The organism is Microcoleus sp. C2D2 (assembly GCF_036702495.1).
Taxonomy (GTDB): Bacteria; Cyanobacteriota; Cyanobacteriia; order Cyanobacteriales; family Microcoleaceae; genus Microcoleus.
In genome coordinates, this window is sequence record NZ_JAUBTO010000121.1 from 1 (window position 1) to 26,539 (window position 26,539).

The 26,539-nt window shown below is 45.6% G+C and carries 25 protein-coding genes; 13 read left to right on the top strand and 12 right to left on the bottom strand.

Annotated features, from left to right (window positions below):
* Positions 1-92: 92 nt before the first annotated feature.
* Positions 93-2,039, bottom strand: coding sequence for a HAMP domain-containing sensor histidine kinase (locus tag QUB61_RS28985; protein WP_333125953.1), 1,947 nt, complete (start codon positions 2,037-2,039; stop codon positions 93-95).
* A gap of 574 nt (positions 2,040-2,613) precedes the next feature.
* On the opposite strand from QUB61_RS28985, the gene QUB61_RS28990 reads away from it, so the two are divergent.
* Entirely contained in the window at positions 2,614-4,257 is a 1,644-nt protein-coding gene (locus QUB61_RS28990; RefSeq protein ID WP_333125955.1) for a GTP-binding protein, read from the top strand.
* Positions 4,258-4,461: 204 nt separating this feature from the next.
* On the opposite strand, the gene QUB61_RS28995 is transcribed toward QUB61_RS28990, so the two are convergent.
* The 4 genes from QUB61_RS28995 to QUB61_RS29010 all read right to left on the bottom strand — a co-directional run bounded on the left by QUB61_RS28995 (position 4,462) and on the right by QUB61_RS29010 (position 6,469).
* Positions 4,462-4,734, bottom strand: coding sequence for a zinc ribbon domain-containing protein (locus QUB61_RS28995; RefSeq protein WP_333125958.1), 273 nt, complete (start codon positions 4,732-4,734; stop codon positions 4,462-4,464).
* A 67-nt stretch (positions 4,735-4,801) separates the two neighbouring features.
* Positions 4,802-5,359: a transposase gene (locus QUB61_RS29000; protein WP_333125962.1), complete on the bottom strand. Its 558-nt coding sequence runs from the start codon at positions 5,357-5,359 to the stop codon at positions 4,802-4,804.
* A 75-nt stretch (positions 5,360-5,434) separates the two neighbouring features.
* A complete protein-coding gene (locus tag QUB61_RS29005) occupies positions 5,435-5,644 on the bottom strand; it encodes a hypothetical protein (RefSeq protein WP_333125965.1) in 210 nt (69 codons plus the stop codon).
* Positions 5,645-6,223: 579 nt separating this feature from the next.
* Positions 6,224-6,469, bottom strand: a complete 246-nt coding sequence (locus QUB61_RS29010; RefSeq protein ID WP_333125967.1) for a hypothetical protein — start codon at positions 6,467-6,469, stop codon at positions 6,224-6,226.
* A gap of 559 nt (positions 6,470-7,028) precedes the next feature.
* Between QUB61_RS29010 and QUB61_RS29015 the strand changes: the two genes are divergently transcribed.
* A complete protein-coding gene (locus QUB61_RS29015; RefSeq protein WP_333125970.1) occupies positions 7,029-7,958 on the top strand; it encodes a phosphoribulokinase in 930 nt (309 codons plus the stop codon).
* A 207-nt stretch (positions 7,959-8,165) separates the two neighbouring features.
* On the opposite strand, the gene QUB61_RS29020 is transcribed toward QUB61_RS29015, so the two are convergent.
* Positions 8,166-8,366, bottom strand: a complete 201-nt coding sequence (locus QUB61_RS29020) for a hypothetical protein (protein WP_333125973.1) — start codon at positions 8,364-8,366, stop codon at positions 8,166-8,168.
* A 110-nt stretch (positions 8,367-8,476) separates the two neighbouring features.
* On the opposite strand from QUB61_RS29020, the gene QUB61_RS29025 reads away from it, so the two are divergent.
* Entirely contained in the window at positions 8,477-9,457 is a 981-nt protein-coding gene (locus tag QUB61_RS29025; protein ID WP_333125976.1) for an ABC transporter ATP-binding protein, read from the top strand.
* Positions 9,458-9,793: 336 nt separating this feature from the next.
* Here the strand turns inward: QUB61_RS29025 and QUB61_RS29030 are convergent, their stop codons facing one another.
* The 4 genes from QUB61_RS29030 to QUB61_RS29045 all read right to left on the bottom strand — a co-directional run bounded on the left by QUB61_RS29030 (position 9,794) and on the right by QUB61_RS29045 (position 13,693).
* Positions 9,794-11,449 (bottom strand): NB-ARC domain-containing protein, encoded by a 1,656-nt coding sequence (locus tag QUB61_RS29030; protein ID WP_333125979.1) that lies wholly within the window; start codon positions 11,447-11,449, stop codon positions 9,794-9,796.
* Between the two features lie 115 nt (positions 11,450-11,564).
* On the bottom strand, positions 11,565-11,786 hold the full coding sequence (locus QUB61_RS29035) for a hypothetical protein (RefSeq protein ID WP_333125982.1): 222 nt from the start codon (positions 11,784-11,786) through the stop codon (positions 11,565-11,567).
* Between the two features lie 91 nt (positions 11,787-11,877).
* Positions 11,878-12,528, bottom strand: coding sequence for a Uma2 family endonuclease (locus tag QUB61_RS29040; protein ID WP_333125985.1), 651 nt, complete (start codon positions 12,526-12,528; stop codon positions 11,878-11,880).
* A gap of 148 nt (positions 12,529-12,676) precedes the next feature.
* Positions 12,677-13,693, bottom strand: a complete 1,017-nt coding sequence (locus QUB61_RS29045) for an adenosine kinase (protein WP_333125988.1) — start codon at positions 13,691-13,693, stop codon at positions 12,677-12,679.
* A 348-nt stretch (positions 13,694-14,041) separates the two neighbouring features.
* Here QUB61_RS29045 and QUB61_RS29050 point away from each other — a divergent pair, with 348 nt between their 5' ends.
* From QUB61_RS29050 to QUB61_RS29065, 4 genes are all read left to right on the top strand, one after another.
* Entirely contained in the window at positions 14,042-15,607 is a 1,566-nt protein-coding gene (locus QUB61_RS29050) for an AAA family ATPase (RefSeq protein ID WP_333125991.1), read from the top strand.
* A 17-nt stretch (positions 15,608-15,624) separates the two neighbouring features.
* Positions 15,625-16,020, top strand: coding sequence for a hypothetical protein (locus QUB61_RS29055; RefSeq protein WP_333125994.1), 396 nt, complete (start codon positions 15,625-15,627; stop codon positions 16,018-16,020).
* A 267-nt stretch (positions 16,021-16,287) separates the two neighbouring features.
* Positions 16,288-17,082, top strand: a complete 795-nt coding sequence (locus QUB61_RS29060) for a YdcF family protein (protein ID WP_333125996.1) — start codon at positions 16,288-16,290, stop codon at positions 17,080-17,082.
* Positions 17,083-17,486: 404 nt separating this feature from the next.
* Positions 17,487-17,720 (top strand): hypothetical protein, encoded by a 234-nt coding sequence (locus QUB61_RS29065; RefSeq protein ID WP_172186607.1) that lies wholly within the window; start codon positions 17,487-17,489, stop codon positions 17,718-17,720.
* Positions 17,721-18,010: 290 nt separating this feature from the next.
* On the opposite strand, the gene QUB61_RS29070 is transcribed toward QUB61_RS29065, so the two are convergent.
* A complete protein-coding gene (locus QUB61_RS29070; protein WP_333125998.1) occupies positions 18,011-18,244 on the bottom strand; it encodes a ferredoxin-thioredoxin reductase variable chain in 234 nt (77 codons plus the stop codon).
* Positions 18,245-18,291: 47 nt separating this feature from the next.
* On the opposite strand from QUB61_RS29070, the gene QUB61_RS29075 reads away from it, so the two are divergent.
* A complete protein-coding gene (locus tag QUB61_RS29075) occupies positions 18,292-18,516 on the top strand; it encodes a hypothetical protein (protein ID WP_333126001.1) in 225 nt (74 codons plus the stop codon).
* A gap of 11 nt (positions 18,517-18,527) precedes the next feature.
* Here the strand turns inward: QUB61_RS29075 and QUB61_RS29080 are convergent, their stop codons facing one another.
* Entirely contained in the window at positions 18,528-21,296 is a 2,769-nt protein-coding gene (locus QUB61_RS29080; protein WP_333126004.1) for a DUF3536 domain-containing protein, read from the bottom strand.
* Between the two features lie 546 nt (positions 21,297-21,842).
* On the opposite strand from QUB61_RS29080, the gene QUB61_RS29085 reads away from it, so the two are divergent.
* The 5 genes from QUB61_RS29085 (at position 21,843) to QUB61_RS29100 (ending at position 26,434) form a co-directional block, all read left to right on the top strand.
* On the top strand, positions 21,843-22,127 hold the full coding sequence (locus QUB61_RS29085) for a hypothetical protein (RefSeq protein WP_333126007.1): 285 nt from the start codon (positions 21,843-21,845) through the stop codon (positions 22,125-22,127).
* Positions 22,128-22,386: 259 nt separating this feature from the next.
* Entirely contained in the window at positions 22,387-22,821 is a 435-nt protein-coding gene (locus tag QUB61_RS29090; protein ID WP_333126010.1) for a hypothetical protein, read from the top strand.
* 10 nt (positions 22,822-22,831) lie between these two features.
* Complete coding sequence (locus QUB61_RS29095) at positions 22,832-25,519, top strand: ParA family protein (RefSeq protein WP_333126013.1); 2,688 nt, start codon at positions 22,832-22,834, stop codon at positions 25,517-25,519.
* Between the two features lie 145 nt (positions 25,520-25,664).
* Entirely contained in the window at positions 25,665-25,895 is a 231-nt protein-coding gene (locus QUB61_RS40130) for a DUF4365 domain-containing protein (RefSeq protein ID WP_445301001.1), read from the top strand.
* Positions 25,892-26,434 carry a hypothetical protein gene (locus QUB61_RS29100; RefSeq protein ID WP_333126016.1) on the top strand — a complete coding sequence of 181 codons (543 nt, stop codon included), beginning with the start codon at positions 25,892-25,894 and terminating at the stop codon, positions 26,432-26,434. The genes QUB61_RS40130 and QUB61_RS29100 overlap by 4 nt, the downstream gene beginning before the upstream one ends.
* Positions 26,435-26,539 lie beyond the last annotated feature (105 nt).

The window sequence follows — 26,539 nt, forward strand, 5'->3', positions numbered from 1 at the left end:
TTTTCGATTTGCGATTTTGGATTGATTCCACGGATAAATCACGTGGCGGGTACCACCTTTGAAATTCGCTTGTCAGTAAGCAATCTCAAAACTCATGATTTTTTATTTTTTACAATTCCTCTCACCTCGGACTTGGTTTGCCCATTCCCGTTGCGGAAGGAATTAGATTCGCTAGGAATTGGAGGTTTTGGCAGCGGATTTGGCATTAAATTCTCCTGCTTAATCGGCAGGGCGATCCCAAATTCCGTCCCGGTTCCTACCTCGGACCAAAAGTTAATCGTCCCCCCGTGTTTCTTCACGATAATTTGGCGGCCGATGGTCAATCCCAAACCAGTACCTACACCTCTCGGTTTAGTCGTAAAGAATGTTTCAAACAATTTTGCTTGAGTGGAGGCAGGTATTCCCATACCGTTATCGGAAATTCGCACTATCACTGACTCGTCGTCCAAGTATTCTGTAGTAATCACAATCCTCGGCAAAAAATTAGGTGATTGCTGTTTGATTGACTCCGAAGCCGATTGTTCTTTCGCCTCCTCCGAGCTAGTTTTCTCCATTTTTGCTTTCTCTTCCACAGCATCTAGTGCATTGTTCAGAATGTTCACAAATACCTGGTAAAGCAAACCCATATAGCCTTCAACATTCGGAATGTTCCCGTAATTGCGCACCACTTCAATACCCTGTTTGACTCGGCTGTTGAGCATTAGCAAACTGCTGTCTATGCAGGCGTGCAAATCCACGGAATTAGGGGTCGTATCGTCGAGGCGAGAAAAATCTTTCAAACTTAAGATAATAGCTTTGGCTCTTTCAGCACCCACTTGCATCGAGTCAAATATTTTCATCAAATCTTCTTTGAGAAAATCGATGTCTATTTCTTCGGCTTTGGCGCTCACTGCGGCGGGTTGCGGGTTGGGGATTTCTGTTTCGTAAGTTTCGAGCAAATCTAAAATATCTTCAACGTAAGTTCTGGCTGGGTCGATATTGGCATAGATAAAATTGATTGGGTTGTTAACTTCGTGAGCCACACCGGCTAACATCCGCCCCAAAGTTGCCATTTTCTCATTTTGAAGTATCTGGCTTTCTTGTTCAGATTTCAATTCTTCTACCAAGTGATTTACTTTCTTAATCAGTTGATTCAGCGAAGCTGCCAATACTCCTACTTCATCGGTGCTGGTAACTGGTACTTGCAACTGAAAATTAGATTCTTCAGTCACTCGCTGAGCAATTTTAGTTACAGCGGCCAGGGGTTTGGCGATCGCCTGACTGGTGAAGCCCGCCAACAGTGCTGCAACGACGATCGACAGTGCCATGCTACCAAAAATTATTTGCTCCCGCAGCGCCTGCGCTCGCTGCAGCGCCTCCCGCCCTGCATCTTCTTGCTCTTGGGCGCGATCGATAATTTCTGCTATATCGTTGACCGCCCTATCTAGTTGCAACCCTATTTTATCTCGCTCTAAATTCGACAGCAACTTGAGTTTAACGCTTTTCTGAGCAGGTGTTTTGGGCAAATTACTGATTTTTTTATTAACAGTTTCTAGCTGGTAAATGTAATTAGAAAGTAGCGGGGTGTAAGTTTTTTTAAAACTTTGTAAACCTTCTATCTGTTCCTCCCTGTATTTCTGATTTTTAAGTTCAGATAGGGACAACTTTAAGCTGTAAATATTGTTTTGTAGCTGTTGGTATTTCCTGTCAAATATTTGGGGCTGTTCGAGCCAGTAACTCATCCATTTTTGGCTGTTTTGCGTCCGCAGTAAAGACACCTGCAACTTATTTAAAAGCTGAGTTTCTCGATCGATGTGTACTTGATTATTAGTTATTTGATAGTAATGATTGCCCGCCAACATCCCGACAGCCGTTCCCCCAATCGCAACACCAAGAGCCAGTGCGTACCCACGGCAGATTTTGTCTTGAATACTGAGGTTGCCAAAGGAACGGGCTATGTGAGCGAAATAATTGGGCTTTGGTGGCTGGCTCTCTTGGATGTTATGCTCGCAAGAGGTAGAGAGTTTTTGTGAAGGCTGGTTCAGATGTTTGATATGCATAGATGCGAACCTGTGAATAATTCACGCACTGACAATTCAGTTTAACTTAACTCGCGCCTGATTTGAGAGTACCGCATAGATACTTAATTTGATGATTTTTGTGAATTAGGACGCTTTTACCCTGCCTAAGAAACCCGGTTTCTCGTTACCGCTTTCAAAGCTTCGAGGACGCAATTACGTTAATAAACGGGGTTTCTGGGTACTTAATGCGATTTTTTATGATTAGAAAAAATATTGCTCGACTCGCGATCGAATATATCACCGAATAAATAAGTAGGTAGATGCAAATAAGCCAGCCTGCGCTTTGGGCGGGCGCGAGGCTGTAGCTGAGGGTCGTGCAAGCTACAATTGCAGACTCGGGGGATCGCGCAGCTGTCCGTCTGCACCAGCCGCCGCTAAAACCCGGCAAATCGCGCCCGCAGTCGGACAGAATCGAGAGTTGCGGACTCGCGCAGTAAGATCGGGCGCTTCGCCATTTTAGATTTTAGATTTTAGATTTTAGATTTGCAATGACAGATGACTATCAGCGTAATGTAAAAATCAAAGCATAACTCTTTTATTTGCCGCTTTCCTCATGCCTTTGCCGCGCCTGTTAACCTTAATTGCTGCTTTCTGCCTCACCCTGGGGCTGATTATTGGGCTGGTGAGTTCCTTAACTGGGCTTTACAGTCAAGTTGCGTGGTCTGCTTCGCCGCTGCTGGCTAATTTGCTGATTTTCCTGATAATTGTACTTTTGGCAACGCTAATTTTTGCGCTGTTTTACTATTTTAGGCTGCTGCAACGCCCTCAGAAAGTTAAGGGAAAACGGGCGATTAATCCCAAGGTTCCTGTTGTGAAAAGTGAAGCTGCTTCGGAAAATCTCAAAGCAATCAGGCAACAAGTCGATCGCATTCAAGATGAAGTCGCGCGGCAAGCTTTGCTGTTGAGAGCCCGCGAAATTGAAGCTAGCATGGCTCGCGGCAGCGTTCGAGTAGTTGTTTTCGGCACCGGTTCTGCGGGCAAAACTTCCGCTGTCAATGCGCTGGTGGGGCGGATGGCGGGACAGGTGGGCGCGCCGATGGGAACTACCTCCGTTGGAGAAACTTACACTCTGAAATTGAAAGGAATCGATCGAGAATTAGCAATTACTGATACCCCAGGCATCTTGGAAGCGGGAGTAGCGGGAACCTACAGAGAAGAATTGGCGAGGCAGTTGGCGGCCCGGGCAGATTTGATCTTATTTGTTTTGGACGGCGATTTGCGCAAATCCGAGTACGAACCGCTGCGGGCTTTGGCGGAAATTGGCAAAAGGTCGATCGTGGTTTTTAATAAAGTTGACCTTTATCCCGACACCGACAGAGATGAAATTCTCGCTCAACTGCGGCAGCGAGTCAAAGGTTTTGTATCAGCAATGGATGTAGTCGCCATTAGCGCCAATCCGCCAAAAGTTGTACTAGAAGACGGCACAATTTTTCAGCCAGACCCGGATATTATGCCATTAATTCGGCGCGTTGCTGCGATTTTGCGAGCCGAAGGCGAAGACTTAATTGCGGACAATATTTTGCTGCAATCTCAGCACTTGGGAGACCAAGCGCGCAAGTTAATTGACGCTCAAAGGCGGCGCCAAGCTGATAAAGCAGTAGAGCGATTTCAGTGGATAGGAGCCGGAGTAATTGCCGTAACGCCTTTGCCAGTTGTGGATTTACTGGCGACAGCAGCAGTTAACGCTCAAATGGTAGTAGAAATTGCCAAGATTTACGGGTGCGAATTAAATATCGATCGGGCGAAAGAATTAGCCTTGTCTCTAGCAAAAACCCTAGCAAGTTTGGGAATAGTTGAAGGGGTAATTCAAGTAGTATCAAGGGCGCTGCAGTTAAGCGTAGCCGGGTTTGTACTTGGCAAAGCAATTCAAGCAGTCAGCGCGGCGTATTTAACCAGAATTGCCGGTAAAAGTTTTATTGAATATTTCCGCCACGACCAAGATTGGGGCGATGGTGGCATCGCCGAAGTCGTGCAAAGGCAGTTTCAGTTAAATAGGAAAGACGAGTTTGTAAAAGCATTTGTCAAAGATGCGATCGCCCGCGTTGTCGAACCTCTGAACATCTATCAGCAAGAATCGGAACCCGAACTAGAAATGTCAGCAGAAATAGAACCAGAAATAGAACCAGAACCATTGTCTCAGTCGCAGCCATACGAAGATTGGGAAACTTACAGCAACAAACGAAATGATGACTGGTAATGAGTCATTAGTCATTAGTTGTTAGTCATTAGTTATTGTATCGTGTCCGCTGACGGACGCCGCCACCCTACCAATATTTATTCCAATGCGGAGAGTGACATCCTCCTACGCCAACACAAGCTGTCACCATTTGCGTAGGCTTCTTTGCAGCCCGATGAAGGGTGTGCAAAATTTCCTTCGCGGTACTATCATCTATAGTTCCTACTACAGAAAAATTCCCGCCACGGCGCGTTTTATACTGGGGAAAATGTCCACCCCCAGTTTCTTTAGATTAATCGCGGCATTCACGTCACGATCGACCATTAAAGAATGTTGCTCATCCCAATAGTTTCGCATACCGCAATCGGTAAAAACAATTTCATTCCGATAGCACAGAACCATTGAGGTATAAGCAGGTTTTTGCGGAATGACCGCTGATCCAGCTTTTTCGGCTATGTATTCCAGCGTCTTAAAAAATTGACCAAACGCAGCATCCAACCAAGACTTATTCAGCCCTGATTTAGCTGATTGACCGTTTGGGAGGTAAGTACCCTCATCATCTTGCTTAACGAGAGTTCCGCTTTGTTAAGCTTTTTAAATTTAAATCTTCATGAAAAAAGAATTTAGCTCCAGACCTTACAAGCTTGTGAGCTGTTTTGTAGTGGAAATCTTGGCGAGAACGCGCTATCTTTTGGTGCTGTCTCGCTTCTTTTTTGGCTAATTTTCGTCGGGCTTTAGAACCGCGCTTCCGCTTGTTCCGCTTCCTTGAAATACGGTCTAACTTAGTTTGGTTTTTGCGAAGCGGTTTTAACGAAGGTAGCTTCTCGCCTGACGACGTTGCCAAATAGACATCTTCGTGTAGCACCGCATCCAACCCAATTGAGTTGTCCCAGTTTGGGGTAACTTTGTCGGGGGTGAATTGGGGTACAGAAGAGTCTTCAAGCATTATCTGGATAAACCAACCATCAGCCTTTCTGGTTACGCTAATTTGCTTGATTGTAAATCCATCGGGAATTGGGCGGTGCATCCGAACTTTTATGACGCCTAACTTCGGCAATCGGATATAAAACCAATTCTTGCGAACCAATTTAATCCAGTAGTTGTTGGCCGTAGAAAAAGTCATCGTTCGGTAATCCGCTTCAGTCTTGAATCGAGGTTTACCCGATCGCCCGCCTTTACTATCCCCTATGACAAACCGCTAAAATGCTTTGTCTACTCGCTTGGATACATCTTGCAGAATAGTTGAATCTACCTGCTTGAAGTCCAATAGCTCGCCACTATGGAAGACTTTTACCAAGTCTTTTTTGATAACGGGCAATTGTTGTTTTTGAGAGTAGTAGTTGGGCTTTTCGCGAGGCGCAGAAATACTAGCAATCAACGGACAAGCATTCACAGTAGTGCGATTCATCTCCCACCAATCAAATCTATCGCCTAGTTGTCTGTTGTACCAATAACGGCAAATTCTCAACCAGTGGTTAAGAGTTTATTTTTGAGCGGTATTAGGATAGAACTGATACTGATATGTTGTCTTCATTGCGCTACGATCTTTACGCCTTTGCTTGGGAATAAAAATACCAGAAAACACTATACCATGTCAAGGGATTTAATAATTATATCGAACAGCAATGTTGGTCTAGTAAATAAAAATTTGTTCATCTCGTCATCCACATCTTCATTGCTCGCCCGCTATGCTTGTGAGGGCATGAAAATGTGGAATTCTCGATTCACGCGCCTCTGGTCCCACACTAACCTTTGATCGGTCTAGTGTGGGGCTTCCCGTCTGACTAGCTAAAGCTGTGGTTTTTGAGATTGAAGCTAGGGACAGTAGCTAGCTACGGGCTTAGTTAAACTTAAAATTTGTGTAAATTTAAAAATTACCCGCGGGTGCGTCGCCACCGATTTTTTTCACCGAAATACTTCGTTGCAGCAGGCAAGCAAGAGTAAAAAAACAGGTTTCTGAGAACCTGATTGCGTCCTGAACTCAAATTTATATTAATTTTTCACGCACAGCGAAAGCTAAAACTTCATATTGCAGGTAAATTCGCTCGGGCTGGGCGTCGATTGATTGACTGGCAAGTTGATTCACTGCTTGCTGCCCGTTTTGAAACCAAAAATATCTCACGAGTCCCACCGCTGCTGTAATTGGCATTACAAAAGAGATTACCGAAACACTTTGCAGAGGTAATTTTCCCGAAATTCTGACAATAGCCGGATTCAAAAGTACGATCGACATCGTGGGCGGTTGAGAAATAGGCGTGATTTTTTAATCAGATACTCCCTGAGTCTCCGGTGCCGGATTATATTAAGAAATATTACAATAATTTTACACGTGGGGGAGACTCCGGGGGGCTCAAGGCAAACCATCTGAGCGATCGATCGGATCGAACACAATTTTGATAAGATTTAAGACTCACAACAAAATTTGCTATTGTCCGTCCGGGTAAAAACAGTCAGGAACCTCAGCCTAAAGGCATGAGGCTTGAAGGAGGAATCTAACAAGCCATTCTGACCAGCCTAAGTCTTAACTGACTACGTTTTTTGAGTCACGATACCCTGGGATGCGTAGCTAGTCCCTTGCTCTATCGTTGAGAGTTAAACAGTTCTAAGGTCACTGGAACAGTGCTTTCAGCCTAACAAGCTCACTAAACCTTGGCGAAGCTAACTTTACTCCGAAAAGAGATTGAGGCAACCATACCTCACGGGAGGGGCAACCATACCCCTCCACCCTGCGAGGGGATTCAATTCAATGTAAAGCCGTCCTAAAAAGACGGGGTTTCAAACCCATAGTTCTGATGAGCGATCGACCAATTATTCTCGGTATTGTCGGAGACAGCGCAGCGGGCAAAACCACCCTGACGCGGGGAATTGCCCAAGTATTGGGGCCAGAAAATGTCACAGTGATTTGCACTGATGACTATCACCGCTACGACAGAAAGCAGCGGGCAGAAATCGGGATCACAGCATTGCATCCCGACTGCAATCACCTCGACATCATGCAGCAGCACCTTAGCCTGCTGCGCACCGGACAAGCAATTCTCAAACCTATCTACAACCACACGACAGGTACATTCGACCCACCGGAATACATCAAGCCCAGCAAATTTGTAATAGTTGAAGGTTTGCTGGGTTACGCAACCCGAACAATCCGCGATTCTTACGACGTAAAAGTGTATCTCGCTCCTCCCGAAGAGTTGCGAACTCAGTGGAAAGTTAAGCGCGATATCATGAAGCGCGGTTATACTGAAGAACAGGTGCTTGCAGAAATAAAAAAACGGGAACCGGACTCTGAAGACTTCATTCGTCCTCAGCGGAAATCGGCCGACGTTGTAGTTAGTTTTTACCCGCCAGAAGCGGACAATGAATCCAATTTGAGCGTCCGTTTAGTGCTCAGGCCTACAATACCTCACCCTGATTTTACTGAGATTTTAGGTCGAGGCAGCGAGAGTTTTAAACCTGCGATTCGCTTGGGACTCGATCGGGATATGGGCAAACCAGTTGACGTTTTGGAAGTAGACTCCCACGCTACCAGCGACCAAGTAAACGAACTAGAAATGATTTTGTGCAGCGAGTTGCCGCACCTGCGGGGATTTTGCACCGCCCAAGGCAACCCGGAAATTGGCAAACTTATCGGCACAACGGGCGAAGTTTTGCAAAGTTACCCGCTAGCTTTGACGCAGTTGCTAGTTGCCTATCACATGATGAAAGCAATTCATGTGTATTAATTGAGAAAACTCGGCGGTTGAAACCGCTCTGCAAGTCAAATTTTCGTCTGCAACTCGACGCTCGATTCGGCGAAGGTCCGGCGCGGACGTTCATAGTGGTAAGGTGCGCATTGCGCACCCTACAAATAGCAGCATTTCGCCAGTAGTTTTATGTACATAATTTAGGGGCGAAATTGCGGAATTTTAATTATATTATTTGTGTCACAGTTAAGGATAAATCCTCAGTGCTGGTAAAGTCAGATTAGCATTAGCCAATTGCTGAATTGGCAGCGAGACGGGCAACTGACTTTGAGGTGCGGGCAGCATTTCGCCTCGGAAGTCGAGGAGGGTGACGAGCAGCAGGTAGGCAACTGCTAAAGTTATAGAAATCACCCCAGTGATAATAGCAATAATTTTTGAACGATCCATATTCAGCAAATTTTAAGTGCAGCTAATATTAGTTTAACATTAAAAAGAGCAATTATTACTGAAGTTATGCCATAGAATATAATCAGGTGCTACTTACTTCGCTTACGAAAATGGAACCTCTTATAGATGCGCCAACTTCCACCGAGATGCCCGGAGCAACCCGAGTAGTGGAAACATTTAATCTGGGCAAGTTCTACCGTACTGGCTTTTGGATGAACCAAAAGATTGAATCGCTCAAAAGTTGCACTCTGAGTGTCTTTGAGGGGGAAACTTTCGGGCTGTTAGGGCAAAATGGAGCGGGGAAAACTACGCTGCTGAAAACTTTGCTGGGTATAGTGCGGCCGACTTCTGGCAGGGCGCTGCTGTTGGGGAGGCCTTTGGGCGATCGCACTGTGAAGCAGCGAGTCGGCTATTTGCCAGAAAATCCCTATTTTTACGATTATCTCACGGGCTGGGAATTCTTGCAGTTTGCCGCGGGGTTATTTCAAATTCCCCCCTCGATTCAGCGGCAGCGAATTCCGCATTTGCTAGACTTAGTTGGGCTATCTCAATCGGCAGCAATTAAAAAACAGTTGCGCCAGTATTCTAAGGGAATGCTGCAACGGATTGGCATGGCTCAAGCTTTGATTAACAATCCAGATGTGGTATTTTTAGATGAGCCGATGTCGGGTTTAGATCCGATGGGACGCTATCAGATGCGGGAGATAATTTTATCGCTGAAAAATCAAGGAAAAACAATTTTTTTTAATTCGCATATATTGTCTGATGTGGAGAAGATTTGCGATCGAGTGGCAATTTTGGCCAGAGGTGAGTTAATCTGCATTGGTGCGATCGACCAACTCCTCGGCAATACTGAAACTTATCGGGTTGAAGGTAGGGGCGGCCACTTGAATATCCTGAAAAAATGGATACCGGATATGGAAGTTGATGAGAATTTGTGGTGCGGTCATTTGCAGGGCGCTCCGAAGGAGTTTCTTTCTAGTCTGAGCGCTACGGGAGGGCAGCTAATTGGGATGAATTTGGCTAAGCCTACTTTGGAAGAGTTTTTTATGCAGCAACTGCAAGAAAGAGGGATTTATTCTAGTGGTTGAAGTATCTTAAAAGAGATAGATTGGGATGGATGGTGGCGCGGGGGCGGGTTTACGAAATTGTGGGTTTTGGGCAATTATTGTCGGTCAACCCGCCCCTACAGGGTTATTGAAAATGGTGCAATATATCAGTTTAATCTCACATTCTGCGCCATTGTTATGGCTCCTGTAGGGGCGGGTTCGCCAACAGCTTTAAAGGGTGCAGACAGGTTAACTAAACCCGCCCCTCCTCCAGGTTTTTTTCGTTATTTTAAAAGAGGTAGATTGCGATTGATGGTGGTGTGGGGGCGGGTTTATAAGATAGTGGGTTTTTGGCAATTATTGTCGGTGAACCCGCCCCTACAGAGTTATGTTTTTTACTTCCGTTAACAATGGCAACGGTAGATTTGCACATACTAACTCTGCACAATTCCACTGCCGCAGATGCTCATAGACTTCAGAAATAATCGCATTTGCCGCATCTAAATCTTGTGCTTGAGAAGCATGATAGTGCGCTCTGATTAACGGCTTAATATCCTCGATATCTTGCCATTCTGATTTTGGTTTGAGGGGAATGCTGATATAATAATTATATGCTTGGCTGTGGGCGGTACGGAGATGTTCAGGGTTTTGACTTAGCAGGTACTCGGCCTTTTCTCGGACTAGCGGATGCAACTGATAGGATTTGAGGTGGCGATCGTAATATAGCAATTGTCGGCGTTTAAGTGCTTGAATAATATTTTCTTTAAGTTCATACTTGCTAACTTCTGGCATTTGAGCGCTAATTCCCGCAAAAGATAGCGGATATTCTGAGGTTTGATAGACAGAAATTCGGCTGAGACAAGTTTGCTCGCCGTCGCCCAGACGCGCTATCATTTCATCGATCGCTCTTTCAATATCTCGAATCAGCAACCAGTCTCTCTGGTGCAGGAAAATCCCGACATTTCCCTGAAACTCGGTATCATCTCGAATCAAGGCTGCGACGAGTTGTAAGGCTTTGGGATGTCCTGAATAGCGATCGCATATTTCGGCTAATTCCTCTGGATTTGCAGTCAAATTAAAAGATTGCAAGAGGGCAACTGCGGCATCTCGATCCAATCCGTTTAGCTGGAATTCGCGGGTGACAGTTGGCGGCAATTCGGCTAGGCTTTCGCGACTGGTGAATATAATTTTGCTTTGATGTTCTGTTTCTAATAACTGTTTGAATAACCAAGCATATTCTGCACAATCGTCTGCGAAATAACCAGCAGCTTTTGCTTCTCCTGCTTTCAAAAGTGTGTCTGCGCGATCGAAAACGAGCAAGCAAGGTTTTTCTCTGAGGATTTTGAGCAGATTTTCGGTTTTTTTGAAATAGTCATTTTGAGGATTGACGGCTGCGGTAATGTCGCCGTTGGAGAGGGTGAATAGCAGGGAGTCAATTATGCGATCGAAGGGGGGTGCTTTGCCTGTTGCAGATTGCAAGGATTGCCAAGCGGCGCAGGTGAAGGGGGTATTTTCTGTGTGGAGTTGGCGAATTAGTTGGCTGACGAGGCAGGTTTTTCCGATGCCCGGTAATCCGACAATTGAGATGGCGATGGGAACCCCCCCAGCCCAGGGCGGGCACGGGGGCACCGCCCCTACAAGATGGGGTTCAACAATTAGGGTTTTTAAGGTGTCGATTTCTTTGGTGCGCTGTACCCAATTTCTGACGGGGGGTAAGTTTTCTGGGAGGGGGAAAGGGCGATCGGTTTGGTTTTCTAGGGGGATATCTGCGATCGCGGCGGCTAAAAGTAATTCGGTTTGCTTGATATCATTGCGCTCGATAATATCTTCCCAGTTATTAATTCCTACAGCTTTGCAAATATCGATAAATGTTTCGCGTCGAATTCGGTTTTGCGCCCAAAACCTCTTTAAAGTAGCTTTTGAAGTTAGAGCGACTTTGCACCAGGTATCCTCACTTTTATTCCATCCGAGATTGCGTCTTACCATGTCAATGATTTTTAGCCCTTCTGCGGATGCTCTGAGCCAACCTGCCATTGCTATTTACACATTACTATTTTTAATCGATGTAATTTTACCATGTTCATCTGTGGTTCCAAAAAGTGCGAGATTCCTTTACCAAATAAGATTCAAACCAGTCAACGGCATCCTGCTATCCCCACATCTGACCGCGAACTTCAGCAAGGTCTGACTCACTAATATCAACTCCCCGCCTCAAACCCCGTAAAGACTTGCGGTGTACAGGCGTTTGCGCCAATTCCCACTCAATTTTGGGAGCCACTCGCTCAATCAAACGCACCTTATCCACCAGCTTTAGCTGCTTTACCAAGTTGAGAACTTCTTCTAAAGTAACGGCTGTTTTTGATGCCATCATTTTACCCTAGATATTTTCCCCACTCTATCATCATTTGATGTCGATCGCCCTTTCATCCATCCGCGTTCATCTGCGGTAAAAAAAAACACCATCACTCCGCCAAAAGCTCTCTAACCCTGTCCCGAAACAAACGCACCGCCGCCCTTTGTCCGATAGTTTTACTTTGCTCTATAAAAGCCGGAATTTCTGCGATCGGCAAAAACGGAAAAGCCAGACTATTCTCCCTCTGCTCGTAATTACCCTCAACCAATTGATACACCAAAAGACTTTGATTGCGATATCTCCAGATTTCAGGAACTCCCAGAGAAGCATAAATTGAGAACTTATTCACAGAAGAACTCGTGTAATCTGATTCTACTACTAAATCGGGTGGCGGATCGGCGGCTAAATTGATACTTTTACCTCTAACTACCGATTCATTTTGAATGTAAAAACAAGTATCCGGTTCAATAGCACGAGTTAAATCTTCCCGTTCCAGAGTCAACGCACCGAGCTGTCTCATCTCAATTTCCATTTCATCTACTACAACACCAACAAAGTGTTCTATCATTCCCACTGGTTCTTCATGTTCTGTAAGTGGCATTCTGATTTCTAAAACTCCTTCAGCATAAGCAATTCTCCAGGCTCTACCGTCGCCGACATCAGACATTATCGCTTTAAATGTTAGCCATTTAATGCCTGTCAAAGTAATTAAGTTTTCCTCGCTACTTTGTTGAGGAGGAGTCGATGTAGTTGTTAGCATTTCAAGTGCGGTTAATTAAGCTTTCACTGATTTTAACACCATCGCCCTTATTCCATCTGCGTTCATCCCCGTTCATCTGCCTTCATCTGCGGTTGCTAAAAAGAGCGATCGCCCTTAACACAAAAAGTGCGATCGCCCCTTTCAATTCCTAACCAGAAATCACCTCACTCAAAAGATGAGCCTGAGAACCCTCAAGTCGAGGCCCATGAATCTGCACCACGCTAGAAGCCAAGAAATTGCCCCAGCGCGCCGCTTGTGTAGAACTCAAACCATTAGTAATTCCAAACAAAACACCGCCAGCAAAAGCATCCCCAGCACCCACAGTATCGATCGCCTTTACCGGAAATCCAGCCACATCAACAATCTGTTTGTTCTCCACCACCATGCAGCCTTTATCCCCATTAGTGATAAAAGCCAAATCCGAAATCTCGCTCATCTTGCGAGCGCACTCTTCCAGAGATTCCTCCTTAAAAAAGCTCCGAACTTCATCAGCATTGCAAAAAATTACATCGCAATATTCCGAAACCACCTTGTGAAAATCATCAGCAAATCGATCGACTAAAAAGCCATCCGAAAAAGTAAAAGCCACCTTCACACCCAGACGCTTAGACTGTTCCATCGTTTCAATGCTAGCCTTTCTCGGATCCGGAGCATCCCAAAGATAGCCCTCAACATAACTGTACTTGCAGTGAGCCAGTCGATCGACATCAATATCAGTCGCAGCCAGAGTAGTAGAAACCCCCAAATTAGTACACATCGTGCGTTCCGCATCCGGCGTAGTCAGCACTACACAAGTACCAGTGGGTTCCTGCGACGACTCAGCAGGATGCACGTTAAAATCAATCCCCGCCGCCAGCAAATCTTGCCGATAAAACTCGCCGTTAGTATCCTTAGCAACCTTCCCCGAATAATACGCTTTACCGCCGCTTTGAGCCAAACCAATCATCGTATTTGCCGCCGAACCCCCCGATCGCATTTGCAGCGAATTGTGCGCTAAATCGTGCAAAATTCCCCCCTGCGTTTCCGAATTCATCAGCGTCATCCCGCCACGACTCAGCCCGTGGCCGAGTACAAATTCATCTTCTACCAATGCTAGGATGTCTACAAGGGCATTGCCTACGCCAAACACATCCACGGAACGGGAATCTTGATTGTTTTCTGTCATGAGTGCTTTTTTTTGATACTAATTTTGGACTTGCGCAAAACACCTTTTGTTTGGCTATCGACAGTGTAAGGTGCTGGGCGCGCACCCTACGTTTTATCGAAATGTGCGCCGTGCGCACCCTGCGTTTTATCGAAATGTGCGCGCGGAGCACCCTACGTTATCGATAGGGTAAGGTGCGCACGGATCCCCCTACATTTAGATGTTCTGCGTAAGTTTTATAGTAACATTTAGATGTTCTGCGTAAGCTATAACTATATTTGCTTTTATCCCAAATCTAAAATCCCAAATCTAAAATCCCAAATCTAAAATCCCAAATCCCCAATCTAAAATCTAAAATCTAAAATCGATATGGCTGATACTTGTGTCCCACCTCTGATTCAGCAAATGTTGCAGCCCGGGTTTTACCCGCACGGGGTGACAGAACCAGTGCACCTCATTCAGACTCACGTTTCCTTTGTTTTGCTGACAGGAGATTATACTTACAAAATCAAGAAACCAGTCAATTTTGGGTTTTTGGACTATTCAACGTTGGCAAAACGGCTGCATTTCTGCACCCAAGAATTGCTGATGAACCAGCGCACGGCACCGGAAATTTATCTAGAAGTTTTGCCCATTATCCAAACTGGCGATTCGTTTCAATTGGGCAGCAACTTACCTGCTATAACTTCGGCAGAAATAACTGTAGAATACGTGCTAAAAATGCGGGAGTTTCCTCAAGATTCGCTGTTGCTCAGCTTGTTGGAACGCGGACTGTTGACCGAGCAACTTATGGCAGACTTAGGGCGAGAAGTTGCCAAGTTTCACAGCAGGGCAATTAGTAATAGCTACATTCGCCAATTTGGCGAAGTCAGTCAGATTCGCACAGCAATAGATAACAATTACCTGATTTCTGAAAAATATATTGGCGGGCCGCAGACTCAGACACAATATCAGGAAACTAAAGATTATACTGATGCGTTTTTTGCGAACAACCCAGAGTTATTTAACCGACGGATTGCCCATAATAAAATTCGCGAGTGCCACGGAGATTTGCACTTGCGGAATATAGCATTGTGGCCAGATAAAATATTGCTGTTCGACTGCATTGAATTTAACGAGGAGTTTCGCTTTGTTGATGTCATGTACGATGTCGCTTTTACAGTAATGGATTTGGAATCGCGGGGGCGCAGAGACTTAGGCAATGCTTTTCTCAATACTTACATCGAACAAACAGGGGATTGGGAAGGACTGCAACTGTTGCCTCTGTATTTGAGCCGTCAAGCTTATGTTAGAGCGAAAGTAACTTCGTTAATGTTGGACGATCCCGCTATTTCAACTGCCCAAAAAGCAGAGATTTCACAGACGGCGGCTCATTATTATAAACTGGCTTGGCAATACACAAAACCGCGCCGGGGAAAGTTAACTTTGATGTCGGGTTTGTCTGGTTCTGGCAAGAGTACAGCAGCTCGATATTTGGCTCGCCGCACTGGGGCAATTCACATTCGATCCGATGCTGTTCGCAAACATTTAGGGGGAATTCCTATAAATGAACGGGGGGGAGAAGATTTGTACTCGGATGAAATGACGGCACAGACTTATGGTAGATTGTTAGAGTTGGGGATAATTCTGGCTGACCGAGGTTGGGATGTGATTTTAGATGCAAAGTTCGATCGCCAAAACTTGAGAACCGATGCGATCGATCGAGCTCAATCCCACGGCTTGCCCCTGCAAATCATTTACTGCACGGCACCAATGGAAGTATTGCGAGAACGACTGCAACAGCGCAGGGGCGATATTGCCGACGCGACGGCAGAACTATTGAGTTCGCAGCAAGCAGCTTTTCAACCTTTTACAGAATTAGAGCAAATTTCTGTAAACATTGTAGATACCGCGCAAGACTTAGAGGTACAATTAAACTTGATTTGTAGGGAGTAGTTGCAGATCGATCGCCCTTGCCAATTGGATTGTCTGCTAATATTGTCAATATCTTTCTGTGTTATTACAAACACAACTTGCAGCTCATGCCAAAATATACCGGAGACTCCAAGGGGTTTAACCCCGCGCTGATATGGTTTGTGTTGTTTACCGTTGGGTTTCGCTTAGTAGGATGTTCGCTGCCCCTCAGTCTCGGTCTTGGTGTCATCGGCGGCGTGGCAGCAGGTTTAATGGTCGCTTGGTGGCACAACGAACTACTACTCAACCCGAATATACGTTCCAAGGATAAAAAGTCGGATGCTGTCCTCAAGAAAGAAGTAGTGGAAAGGGAGAAGAAAGTATATAGTAAAACCTCTAGGCGTGAAGCTCCTACATTGTTTAGCTGGTTGTCAGGGCCAGAGGATCGTCGCTAGCACCCAAAATAGTTTTGAGTATTGAGTTTTAAGCTTTAAGTTAAAGAGTTCATAATTCACAACTCAATACTAAAAATTAACAACTCCCGACAACCAAATTACTAATTATTAATTACCCATTACCGCTAACTAGCAATTAGAACTATAGCGGTTCTCAAGCGTGGTGAGGTATGCCCTATGCCCACGGAGGCCTATGCCCTATGCCCACGGAGGCCTATGCCCTATGCACGTCGGAACATGTTACGCTCGAAAGGCTATACTTGCTGAATGTTTGTATTTCTGTCGAAACTCCTGCCGCTGTTTATTTATCCTTTGGGGTTGAGTTGCCTGTTAATGATGGCGGCTTTAATAACACTTTGGAAGCATCCCAAATGGGCGGCGGCGCCAATGGCTGCGGCTCTAATTATTTTACTGCTCGGAAGTAGCGGTTGGGTTTCAAAATCGTTAGTTCGATCGCTCGAATGGCAAAACTTACCAACCGCCGAACTCCCGCAAGCTGAAGCGATTATCGTCTTGGGCGGCGGTGTCAAAGCAGCTTTACGCCCCCGTCCTTGGGTAGAATTAGGGGAAGCGGGCGATCGAATAATCTACGGTTCCCGACTTTACCGGCAAGGCAAAGCTCCCCTGCTCATTCTCAGCGGCGGTAGAGTAGATTGGGAAGGTGGCGGGCCTCCCGAATCGGCAGACATGGCAGAAATTGCCCAAACAATCGGCGTACCCGCATCAGCAATTCTGCAAGACCCCGATTCAAACAACACCTATCAAAATGCCGTCAACGTGCGGAAAATCTTAGATGCTAAAAGCATAAAAGGGCCGGTTTTGCTAGTGACATCGGCGATGCACATGACTCGATCGCTCTTAATTTTCCAGCGTCAGGGAATAAAAGCAATTGCCGCACCAACAGACTTTCAGATAACGCAGCAGGATATGGCAGCATCCCAAAGGAATTGGCAAGCAGCCACACTGGATTTATTGCCGGATACCTATCAGTTACACCAGTCAACTAAAGCTTTGAAAGAATACATCGGCTTAATCGTTTATCGTCTGCGGGGATGGCTTTAACAGAATTTTAGATATTAGATTTGGGATTTGGGATTGAAGAATTCAAATAGTCTCAACCGTGAAGTCACCTCCAAAATCGTAATATCAATTCCCGTTGCATCGTCAGCCGTCAAATCCAGTCAACAGTCAACAATCACGGATGGATAGTGCAACCGGAATTTATCTTATTAATCTGCGTTAATCTGTGTTTATCTGCCTGTATCTGCGGTGAAAAAAAGAGAATGTATTAACCGCAGATGACAAGGGATAGACGCGAATTCACGCAGATAAAGAGAAGAGAGATAGGAATAATTCCGATGCTAACAGATTTAATATAAATCCCAAATCCCAAGTCCAAAATTGATTCAGTGTGTTAGCTTAAAGTCATTACAGCCAAGATTAGCCCCAGTCGCCCCCAAACAATCATGCTGCCCCACGAGTTGCAAAACATTGCCCCAGAACCGACTCCCGCGGCCGAAATTTTTCAGAGACACCAAATTGTCCGCGAGTTTTACGATGAAATTAAGTACCGTCAAGAACTAGAACTTCATTGCCAGTGGTATTACGCTACAGCCAAGCAGCATCAGCAGGAATTGCAGAAAATGCAGGGAGATTTGAATATCTTCGGTTGGTTCAGCCGCGGACGGTCGAAAAATTAAGGATTCAACAAAAAAGATGGTTTGTAGTAAGGAGGAGAGTCCCACCGATCGACTAAAAGCCCCAGAAAAAACTGAAGTCCTCACTACAAACTCTAAAATGGCTGTAGGACCCCCGTCCAAACACGGATACTTGCCAAGGACAGGAGTCGCTATCGGCCGAAAATTTTAGACTAAGGTTCACACTCCCAGATTCATCTGTGGAGTAAATCTAAAATCTAAAATCTAAAATCTAAAATCGACTGACCGGATTTGATATTCTCTTTGAGTTCCGGCTTCAACTTTTGAGACAGCTAGACTTCCGAAGATATCAATTCGACCTCATCCTCTTTCAGGTGAGCTCGAAATTTTTTGTCAAATTGTACTAGAACCGGCAAATTAGCACTGACAGGTCGGCCGTGCCATTCGTGAACGATCGCCACGACTTCTCCTTCCATACCCTTAAGATCAAATGGTTGACTGCGATTTTGAGGGTGGTGGTAGACAACAACAGAGTTTTTAATGCAAACGCGATCGCCAACTTTCATAAATTTAAACTTAGTGTTCTTTCTTCCCAACTATACAAAGCGTGCAAGTGCAGAACACCTGTACGCTTTGGCGACAGTCTTTTTATCTTCCCACACAAGTAGAGCGAAAACTCAAAGAAACTTGTGGGTTTTCTGTCGGTGCTTCGATCGCCCGCCGCGATCCCCGGAAGCCGATCGGCCGATCGATCCTCGGTCGATCCGGCAGGCCCGATCGGCATTTAAACCCCGATCGGGCGGATTCTCAAGGGCGGGAATTGATTTGGGCCGGCTAATCGAGAAACGATCAACTTAACTGATTTAACCAACACTCAACATCAACGGCCAAGGTTTGGCCCAACTCCAGCAACTGCCGGATCGAAGACAAGTCCCAGCCGGCGCCGGAACCTGCAATCCCCAAGGCAACGGCAGCGACCACAGTGTCGCCCGCCGAGGCCTCTTGCAGCTGCAGCCAGCCCAAACACAGAGGCACAATTTGACTGTGCAGAGAATCGAAATACAGTTCCTGCGATTTGTCCAAACACAAACCCAGACTCAGCCGATCGCCCACTGCAATCAAACGCTCGATCGTGCGGATATCAGCTTCTAACTTGACAGGCGATCGGTCCTCCGGACCCGATCCTCCTTGCAGCAGCGCGTCAAGCGATCGCCAAACCAGCTTTTCCAAAATTTGCTTGACTTCGGGAACGTTCAACCGACAGCGGAGATGGCCGCTTTCAGTGGCGATCGCCTCTATTTCTGCCAGCAGCGCCTCCGGGTCCTCGGTTTCCAGTTCCAGGGCCTTGGCCGCCGTCAAACAGCGGTGTCCCAAAGCCACCTCAGCAGCCACCTGCAACTCTACGGGTACCGGGAGTTCGTCGCGGTGGAACGCCATCATCACCCCGTAATTTTCCCGGTAAACCTGAGTGTAAAGCTGATCCAACCGAGTCAAATTTTCCTGACTCAGCAACTGCACGATCCGGTGGCGTTCCTCAGCAAACAAATCCCGCAAGCTAAAGGACTGATCCCCAAACAGCCGCACCATTTCCAGAATCGCGTGGGCCGCCGAAGCTTCTTGCATAACTCCAAACAACCGCTCTTTGAGCATAGTGTAAGACCGGCGGCTGCCAAAAGGCTGAATGCAGCAGTGGAAGTCCCAGCCGCCGAGGTGCAACGCAGCAAACACATAAACCTCTGTTTCCCGCGTAATTTCCGAGGTTAACTGCAATTGACCCACAGCCAGAGTCATCGAGCCCATGCGCTGAATTTGGAAATCTTCCTGCAGGGCCTGATAGCAGTAAACTCGCTGTTCGCGGGGATATTTGGCAAACAGAGAACTGATCGCGTAGTGGGCTGCCACCTGTCTGAGACTAATTTGAGCTGTCACCACGAGTTTGCGGTAAACTTCGGCCCCTGTTTTGAAATAGTCAACGTTGCTGGGTACGAGGGCTAGTTGAGCGACAAACTCCTTTTCTAGCTGGACGCCGGTAACTTCGCCCGCCAATTCCAGCGCCCGGGCCGCGTAGCGCAGAACTTGCACGCCTTCTGGCCGCGAGATTTCTTCAAAAAACCAGCCGCAGCTAGTGAACATGAACAGGGCGTGGCGCTGCATTTCCAGCAGTCGCAGTGCGTCCACCTGTTCTCCGGCATCGAGGGGGCGCACTTGATGGCGTTCGAGGAAACTTTCAACGTTAGCGGGCGATCGATCCCGAATGACCTCAATATATTCATCTCTGGCTTTCCAGGGATCGCGCAACAGCTTGCGCCCTGCTTCTTCGTAAATCGGAATCAGTCGATCGCGCAGCCAATTGAGAGTATCGCGCAAAGGGCGGCGCCATTTTTGGTTCCACTCGCCACCGCCGCCGCAGCCGCAATCATCTTCCCAGCGACCGACCCCGTGAGAGCAACTCCAGGCCGTCACGGGTTTGAGTTCCACTTCCCAAGCGGGAGGATTTTGACTTATATAATGAGCAAAATTCGTCACCGTCCAGCCTCGACGGGGAAACTCTTCTGTGAAGGCGTAGGCGAGGCATTTTTCGGTTCCGTTTTTGTGGTGGCCGAAAGTTTCGCCGTCCGTCGCCACGCAGATTAATTGAGCCGGTCGGTGGTCTCCCCGTACTGCTTGACCCAAGCGCCCGGCCAAGTGGTTGCTGCTGCTGAGAACCTCATTGAAGCCCATATCCCGCGAGATCGGGCCATCGTAGAAAAAGATATCAATGTAGGGTGTGTTGGGTGCTGGGGCTTCGGTATTTTGGAAGTGCCTGCGACCAAAATGGTGAGAACTCAGCGGCGAGAGTTGGTGGTCAGCCAGTAACCGCATTTCTGGTTTCAAATAGCAGCGGTACGGGCGAGTCGGATCGATTTGGCCGCCGCCGACTTCGTGCCATTCGGAATTTTCCGTTGGTTCCCCTTCTTGGTTTTGCCCGATGAACGGGCGGCAGCGTTCTGCTTGGGAGGGGGCTAAGACTATGAAGCGGATGCCTTCGGCGACTAAAACTTCGAGGGTGGCGTAGTCTACGGCGGTTTCGGCGAGCCACATTCCTTCGGGATCGCGACCGAACCGGGAGCGAAAATCTGCGATCCCCCACCGAATTTGGGTGTATTTGTCTCGCTCGTTAGCGAGCGGCATGATGATGTGATTGTATACTTGGGCGATCGCGTTGCCGTGACCGTTGAGCCGCTGACAGCTTTTGCGATCGGCTTCGAGAATCCGCTGGTAGACTTCCGCGTCGTAGCGTTCGAGCCAGCTCATCAGGGTCGGCCCGATGTTGAAGCTCATGTACTCGTAGTTGTTGACGATCCCCGTGACGAAGCCGCGATCGTTGAGTATGCGGGCAAAGGCGTTGGGGCGATAGCACTCGTTGTCAATGCGTTCGTTCCAGTCGTGGGCTGGAGAGGCGCTGGCTTGGCGTTCGATCGCGTCCAGGTAAGGGTTTTCCCGTGGCGGCTGGTAAAAGTGACCGTGAACCGTCACGCAGACCCCAGTTGCAGAAGCCACGGTGCCTTGGGTTGCAGCGGTAACGGTTGGCGAAGGCAAAGGTACCACATCGGATTGAGTTGTAGAAATCGAAATCATGCGATCGAATCCTCAAGTAGTTAAAGACAATAAAACCAGCCTAATTAGAGACTAAAACCTGACGCAGCAAGAGTTGCAGCTAGGCCTCTCTTGGGGCTAAATTTTGGCAGACAAGTTTTAATACAGTAGTATTGCTAGCAAAGCATTCGTTCCAAGATGCCAACCGTCGATCCCTGGTTTTTTTCCCAATGCTTTGCTGTTGAAAGAGTTAAAAAAGGTAGCTTTTGCTGCTTTTTGGCACTTGCGACCCATTTCGGGTTAGTGCTCGCAGGGCTGCTCGTTGAGAGTTTCATTTACCTTGCTGGATTGTAAAGTCTTATTCATTAAATAGCAACTTTTCGCCGGAAAGATTTAATTTTTGGCAATAAATCTTAGCGGTTGTGGATATCGGTTTAATGCCCGATCAATTTATAGAGTAGGAGTATTGCCCGAGTTTCGCATCATACTTTAGGCGCTTTTTACCTAAGTTCTGGAGAACTTAGGCCGATTGGGTTAGGGCGGGGCACATTTGCTGGAAATGTACTTTCCAGAAGACTTGTAACACTTGTGCGGAGTCAAAAGGCAACAAAAAACCAAAACGGTAAGTGTTATGTTTTAACTCCTCAGAGGTATGTGAGGGCGGAGGAGGAGGCATTGGAGGAGGAGGAGGGTTTGGACGAGAAGAGGCTGCATTTGACGGCGAAGGAGGCCTCTGCTGCACCCGGTTGCTGTACTCTTGCTGTCGTCCTGCCGAAAGCTGATTGGGACGTTTTTGGGGCGATCGCAGACATTGCGGAGGACAGTATCAGACTAATCCAGAAATTAGTTATACTGTATTATCTAATTCCCTGACTGTAAATACTGCAAGTCCGTACTGACGAAACAATGAAAACATCAACCCATATCAAGGATATTTTGCCCGTTCCATCTGACCTTTGTTTCAAAAAATATTTTTTTCTTCGCTCAAATTGTCAGCAAAAAAATGATACAATTGGCCCAATTAAGTAGCCAAATTAACTTTTTATTGCGCTGGCTCAATATCTAGGTAATCATCTAATAAAGGCGATATTTATTTGTTACAGCTACCAAGTTCACCAAACCTCTCGCAAACATGGAAGATTACCAAGCTGCTTTTTTACAACGTCATACGGATACTGAAAAACTTTGTCACTCCGACCGAAAAGTAGCCGCCATGCACTTCGGAGGCATTACCATAGAATGTTTACTAAAAGCGATGATATTAGCTTCCCTGCCCAAAAGAGCAAAGCGAGAATGGAAAACTGATTCTAACAATCCTCAACACACCATTACTAATCCGGGACATAGTTTTCAAGATGCTTTGAAGCGGCATAATAAGCTTCATGATAGAGTGCAAAAGTTTCCACAAGTAATGAAATGGCTTAACACAGTTGAAAATCCCAACAATCAACATTTTATAGATATGCGCTACTCTAGTAGTGAATCTGATGAGCCAAACTATAAGCAGTGGCTATTTGCATATAATAGTCTCAGAAGTTGGTTACAGACGCAAGCTACTAAACTTTGAGGACGCAGATATGCAGGAAACTTGGCAAGTATCGCTTAAACGGGATCTTACGGACATTTATGTACAGACTCCGCAGGAATGGACTGACATAAATATTTCAACTTCTGGCCTTCTGAATTTAACGATTATAAGTGATCGCTTTAAAGAATTATCTTTACCACAGCGAAAAGAGGAAGTGTATCGCATCCTTCATAAATTTAAAATATCCCCAGGTTTTATTTCTTTATATACAGTAGAAGAAGCAAGATCTTTGGATTTGTCCGCCCCCCAGCTTACAAATGGAAGTTCAGTACAAACTTGGCAAGATTTAGCTTTGTGGGCGGCAAATCCTCAAAATCAATCTCAATCCCCTCAACCTGAACCCCGCATTCCTCGAACAATAACATTCTACTCCTTTAAGGGAGGAGTCGGTAGAACCACTGCCTTAACCCATGTGGCTTGGATTTTGGCTATGCGCGGTCGAAAAGTTGTGGCTGTTGACTTAGATTTAGAAGCACCAGGTTTAAGTACAGCTTTTAGCTTAAAACCACTACCTGAATTCGGTATTGTAGATTATTTTTATGAACGATCCTATCTACCGGAAGAGTTAGAACCAAATGTTTTAATCACCAAGATATTTGGCGAAGTTACAATACCGGATGCTACAGGAAGACTCTTCATTGTTCCTGCGGGTTCTTTAAGTCTTGATTACATTTCTAAAGTTGATGATCTTCGAGCAACTACTATTCTTGATAATGGTGAAACTCTCTGGTCTATTTTTAGTCGAGAAATTCAAGAGCAGTTAAAACCAGACGTTATTTTAGTAGATTCGCGTACCGGAATTAATGAATGGGGTGCTTTATCTCTACTTCAAGCTGCTGATGAGGCAATTATTTTTTTGTTTCCGAACGAGCAAAATCGGCAAGGGATTGATCTTCTCCTAAAATCACTCAATTCTTTTGGCAAGCTATCAATCAACTTTGTGTTTTCACCTGTTCCTGATATCAGCAATAGTGGAACGGCTAAAGTTACAGAGGTTTGGCAGCTTTTACGCAAAGTCATTGAGGGGGAAATAGATCAAGATGAACTGAATGAAAATGGTGATGACTCAGATGAGTCTCAATCTGAAATAGCAGAACCATTAATTGTTCCTTACGTGCCATCAATTGCTCTAGCCGATAATCATCCTGTAACAGGTTTGTTGGATTACTACAATCGAATTGCTAACTTAATAGATGAAGAAACTATTCAAATTCGCTCACAGGAAATTCTAGCAGCAACAGATACAGAACAACGCTGGAAAATTATTGAAAGCCTTCAATTTCCCGCCTTAAATGCTGCTGACCCCAGCTCAAATCTTCTGGGTCTATTTCAGAAAACTCCTAATTTTGACAAATTTTTAGATGAAACAACTTGCCTCATCCGAGGTAGAAAAGGAACTGGGAAAACGGCACTTTATTCACTTTTATTAGAACATGAGGATAAGGCTCGACAGCTAGCTCGTGGCCGATTAGATTCTGTAATTTTCCTCTCCGGTCATGGTGCATCCCAGACCAGTCGCCCAACACGCAGCGAATTTCAAATTATCCAGCGAAATTTAAAAGATAATGAGGGAACTTGGGAGGCATTTTGGCGAGCATACCTGATATTTCGAGTATATCAAGAAAATTATTTAAAACTGCCAGATAAAGGGAGTCAAAAACCAAAATTTGAAACTCTACGCAACATCTTGAAGGGACTGCCGGCAGAAAACTGGAAGGCTGAACATACTAAAGCCTTAATTGAATTATCAACTGATTCACAGTTGATACTTGTTTTGCCGGATGTCTTAGATATCCTGAACGAACAGCAACGGGATAAAAATAAAACACTTTGGCTTTTATACGACGATTTAGATGAAGACTTCCCCGAAAGAGATGGAGTTAGACAGCAAGCTTTAAGTGGTTTATTTCAACTTATTCAAGCTTGTGATGCCCGTCACTTAACATCTATTCGCTTTAAAATATTTCTGCGAGAAGACATTTGGAATCGTTTGAACTTTGACAATAAAAGTCACTTCAATGGACGCGATCTATTTTTGAAGTGGACAAGGGTAGATTTCTTGCGGTTAGCCCTTCGCCAAGCCACGCAAGCACGAGATTTTAAAGATTTAGTAGATCGTTCTTCACCTGTTGAAAATATTGATAATGCTAATGAAGAAACCTTAAACCGCGCCCTAGACTTATTGTGGGGAATACGTCGAAGAACAGGAAAAAAAGCTAAATATGTTTATAGATGGGTTTACGAACGTTTATCAGACTTAAATGGTACTGCCTTTCCCCGCAGCTTAAGTGCCTTGCTTCAAGGAGCAAAAGAGCAGGAGCTAACTTACAAGGGACAAACATCAGTTAAGGCTCCAAGCGATCGTTTACTTCGGGGAACATCTCTGGAAATTGGTTTAGAAAAGGCATCAGAGGAACGTTGTGATGCAATTAAACAAGAATATCCTGACTTATGTCCATTTTTTGAAGCTTTAGAAGGTGTTCCCGCTTTACCTAGCAGGCAACAACTTGAGCACGCCTGGGAGAAAAGCGCAAAGAAAATATATCCTGATTTTGATGAATTTGCCAGTTTTTTAACTGAAATTGGTCTGGCTAAATGGCGCCATAAAGAAAACCGTTACGGGTTTCCTGATATTTATGTGTATGGTTTCAAGATGATTCGTACAGGGACGAAGTAGCAAATTATGCTTGTGAATGAACTTATAGTTACTAACGCTCACCTTTTACAAAAAAACATTTTTAAAGAGGGATTGATTAAAATGTTCGCGATAATATTTTATTGACAAGTAGCTTCAAGTCATCTTAAGAAGGGATAACTTCGCCATTCCCCGAATTTTAGTTGTCGTTTTAATCCCCGAAACACCGGAAGACTGGTTAACCCAGTCCGAAACAAAACTCTGCATCAGAGGCTGCGGATATTGGATCTCGCTGCGGGGAAAGCCAAAAACACCAAACACAAACGCTGTCACCGTCCCCATCCCCAGAACCCACCAATTTACAGTCGCCGCCCTTCAGTCAATTATGGAGAGAATTAGCCAAGGAGTTCAACCATGAAAATCACCGTAAAAGATAGCCAAACTCTCGCAACAATCGAGCTAAATCAACTGAGAAATTACTTACAAACTAACGGCTGGCATGAAGACCAACCTTTCTTAGATAATGCCACACTTTGGCACAAACCAACAGCCGATGCAGAAGAATTTGAAATATTGCTACCTAAGCGGGAAAACCTGGGAGATTATTCAGCCCGCATCCGCGAGGCAATCCAAACCCTAGAAAACGCAGAAAATCGCCCTCAAAGTGAAATTTTAAGCGAACTACTGACCAGCATTCCCAACACGATAATTCAGGGAATTGTTATGCAAATTCACACCCCAAATACCCAAAAATTAAGTGGCGAAATTACTCTCCTCGGCCTTGTAGTTGCCAAATTGCGGAAAATTCAAACCTCCCTCGCAGACAAAGATTATATCCTGGCAATTAAAGCTTATCAAGAACGCTTACCGATTCTCTGTAGCGGTGACTTAATCAAAGACAACAACGCCTTCATCCTCACAAACCCCCACAACTTAACTCTCGATGAATTGTGGTAAAACTAACAGATTTTGTCGAAATCTATATTAGACCTCTTGCAAAAATCCTTTTCATAAATTTATGGGACGGGCTCTTCGGCCCATCCCACAAGAGTTATTTTTTAT

Bases quoted from the DNA above. Each gene is read 5' to 3' on its own strand.
- QUB61_RS28985 (WP_333125953.1), bottom strand. From the start codon at position 2,039: ATGCATATCAAACATCTGAACCAGCCTTCACAAAAACTCTCTACCTCT.
- QUB61_RS28990 (WP_333125955.1), top strand. From the start codon at position 2,614: ATGCCTTTGCCGCGCCTGTTAACCTTAATTGCTGCTTTCTGCCTCACC.
- QUB61_RS29000 (WP_333125962.1), bottom strand. From the start codon at position 5,359: ATGACTTTTTCTACGGCCAACAACTACTGGATTAAATTGGTTCGCAAG.
- QUB61_RS29005 (WP_333125965.1), bottom strand. From the start codon at position 5,644: ATGAATCGCACTACTGTGAATGCTTGTCCGTTGATTGCTAGTATTTCT.
- QUB61_RS29010 (WP_333125967.1), bottom strand. From the start codon at position 6,469: ATGTCGATCGTACTTTTGAATCCGGCTATTGTCAGAATTTCGGGAAAA.
- QUB61_RS29015 (WP_333125970.1), top strand. From the start codon at position 7,029: ATGAGCGATCGACCAATTATTCTCGGTATTGTCGGAGACAGCGCAGCG.
- QUB61_RS29020 (WP_333125973.1), bottom strand. From the start codon at position 8,366: ATGGATCGTTCAAAAATTATTGCTATTATCACTGGGGTGATTTCTATA.
- QUB61_RS29025 (WP_333125976.1), top strand. From the start codon at position 8,477: ATGGAACCTCTTATAGATGCGCCAACTTCCACCGAGATGCCCGGAGCA.
- QUB61_RS29030 (WP_333125979.1), bottom strand. From the start codon at position 11,449: ATGGCAGGTTGGCTCAGAGCATCCGCAGAAGGGCTAAAAATCATTGAC.
- QUB61_RS29035 (WP_333125982.1), bottom strand. From the start codon at position 11,786: ATGATGGCATCAAAAACAGCCGTTACTTTAGAAGAAGTTCTCAACTTG.
- QUB61_RS29040 (WP_333125985.1), bottom strand. From the start codon at position 12,528: ATGCTAACAACTACATCGACTCCTCCTCAACAAAGTAGCGAGGAAAAC.
- QUB61_RS29045 (WP_333125988.1), bottom strand. From the start codon at position 13,693: ATGACAGAAAACAATCAAGATTCCCGTTCCGTGGATGTGTTTGGCGTA.
- QUB61_RS29050 (WP_333125991.1), top strand. From the start codon at position 14,042: ATGGCTGATACTTGTGTCCCACCTCTGATTCAGCAAATGTTGCAGCCC.
- QUB61_RS29060 (WP_333125996.1), top strand. From the start codon at position 16,288: ATGTTTGTATTTCTGTCGAAACTCCTGCCGCTGTTTATTTATCCTTTG.
- QUB61_RS29065 (WP_172186607.1), top strand. From the start codon at position 17,487: ATGCTGCCCCACGAGTTGCAAAACATTGCCCCAGAACCGACTCCCGCG.
- QUB61_RS29070 (WP_333125998.1), bottom strand. From the start codon at position 18,244: ATGAAAGTTGGCGATCGCGTTTGCATTAAAAACTCTGTTGTTGTCTAC.
- QUB61_RS29080 (WP_333126004.1), bottom strand. From the start codon at position 21,296: ATGATTTCGATTTCTACAACTCAATCCGATGTGGTACCTTTGCCTTCG.
- QUB61_RS29090 (WP_333126010.1), top strand. From the start codon at position 22,387: ATGGAAGATTACCAAGCTGCTTTTTTACAACGTCATACGGATACTGAA.
- QUB61_RS29095 (WP_333126013.1), top strand. From the start codon at position 22,832: ATGCAGGAAACTTGGCAAGTATCGCTTAAACGGGATCTTACGGACATT.
- QUB61_RS29100 (WP_333126016.1), top strand. From the start codon at position 25,892: ATGAAAATCACCGTAAAAGATAGCCAAACTCTCGCAACAATCGAGCTA.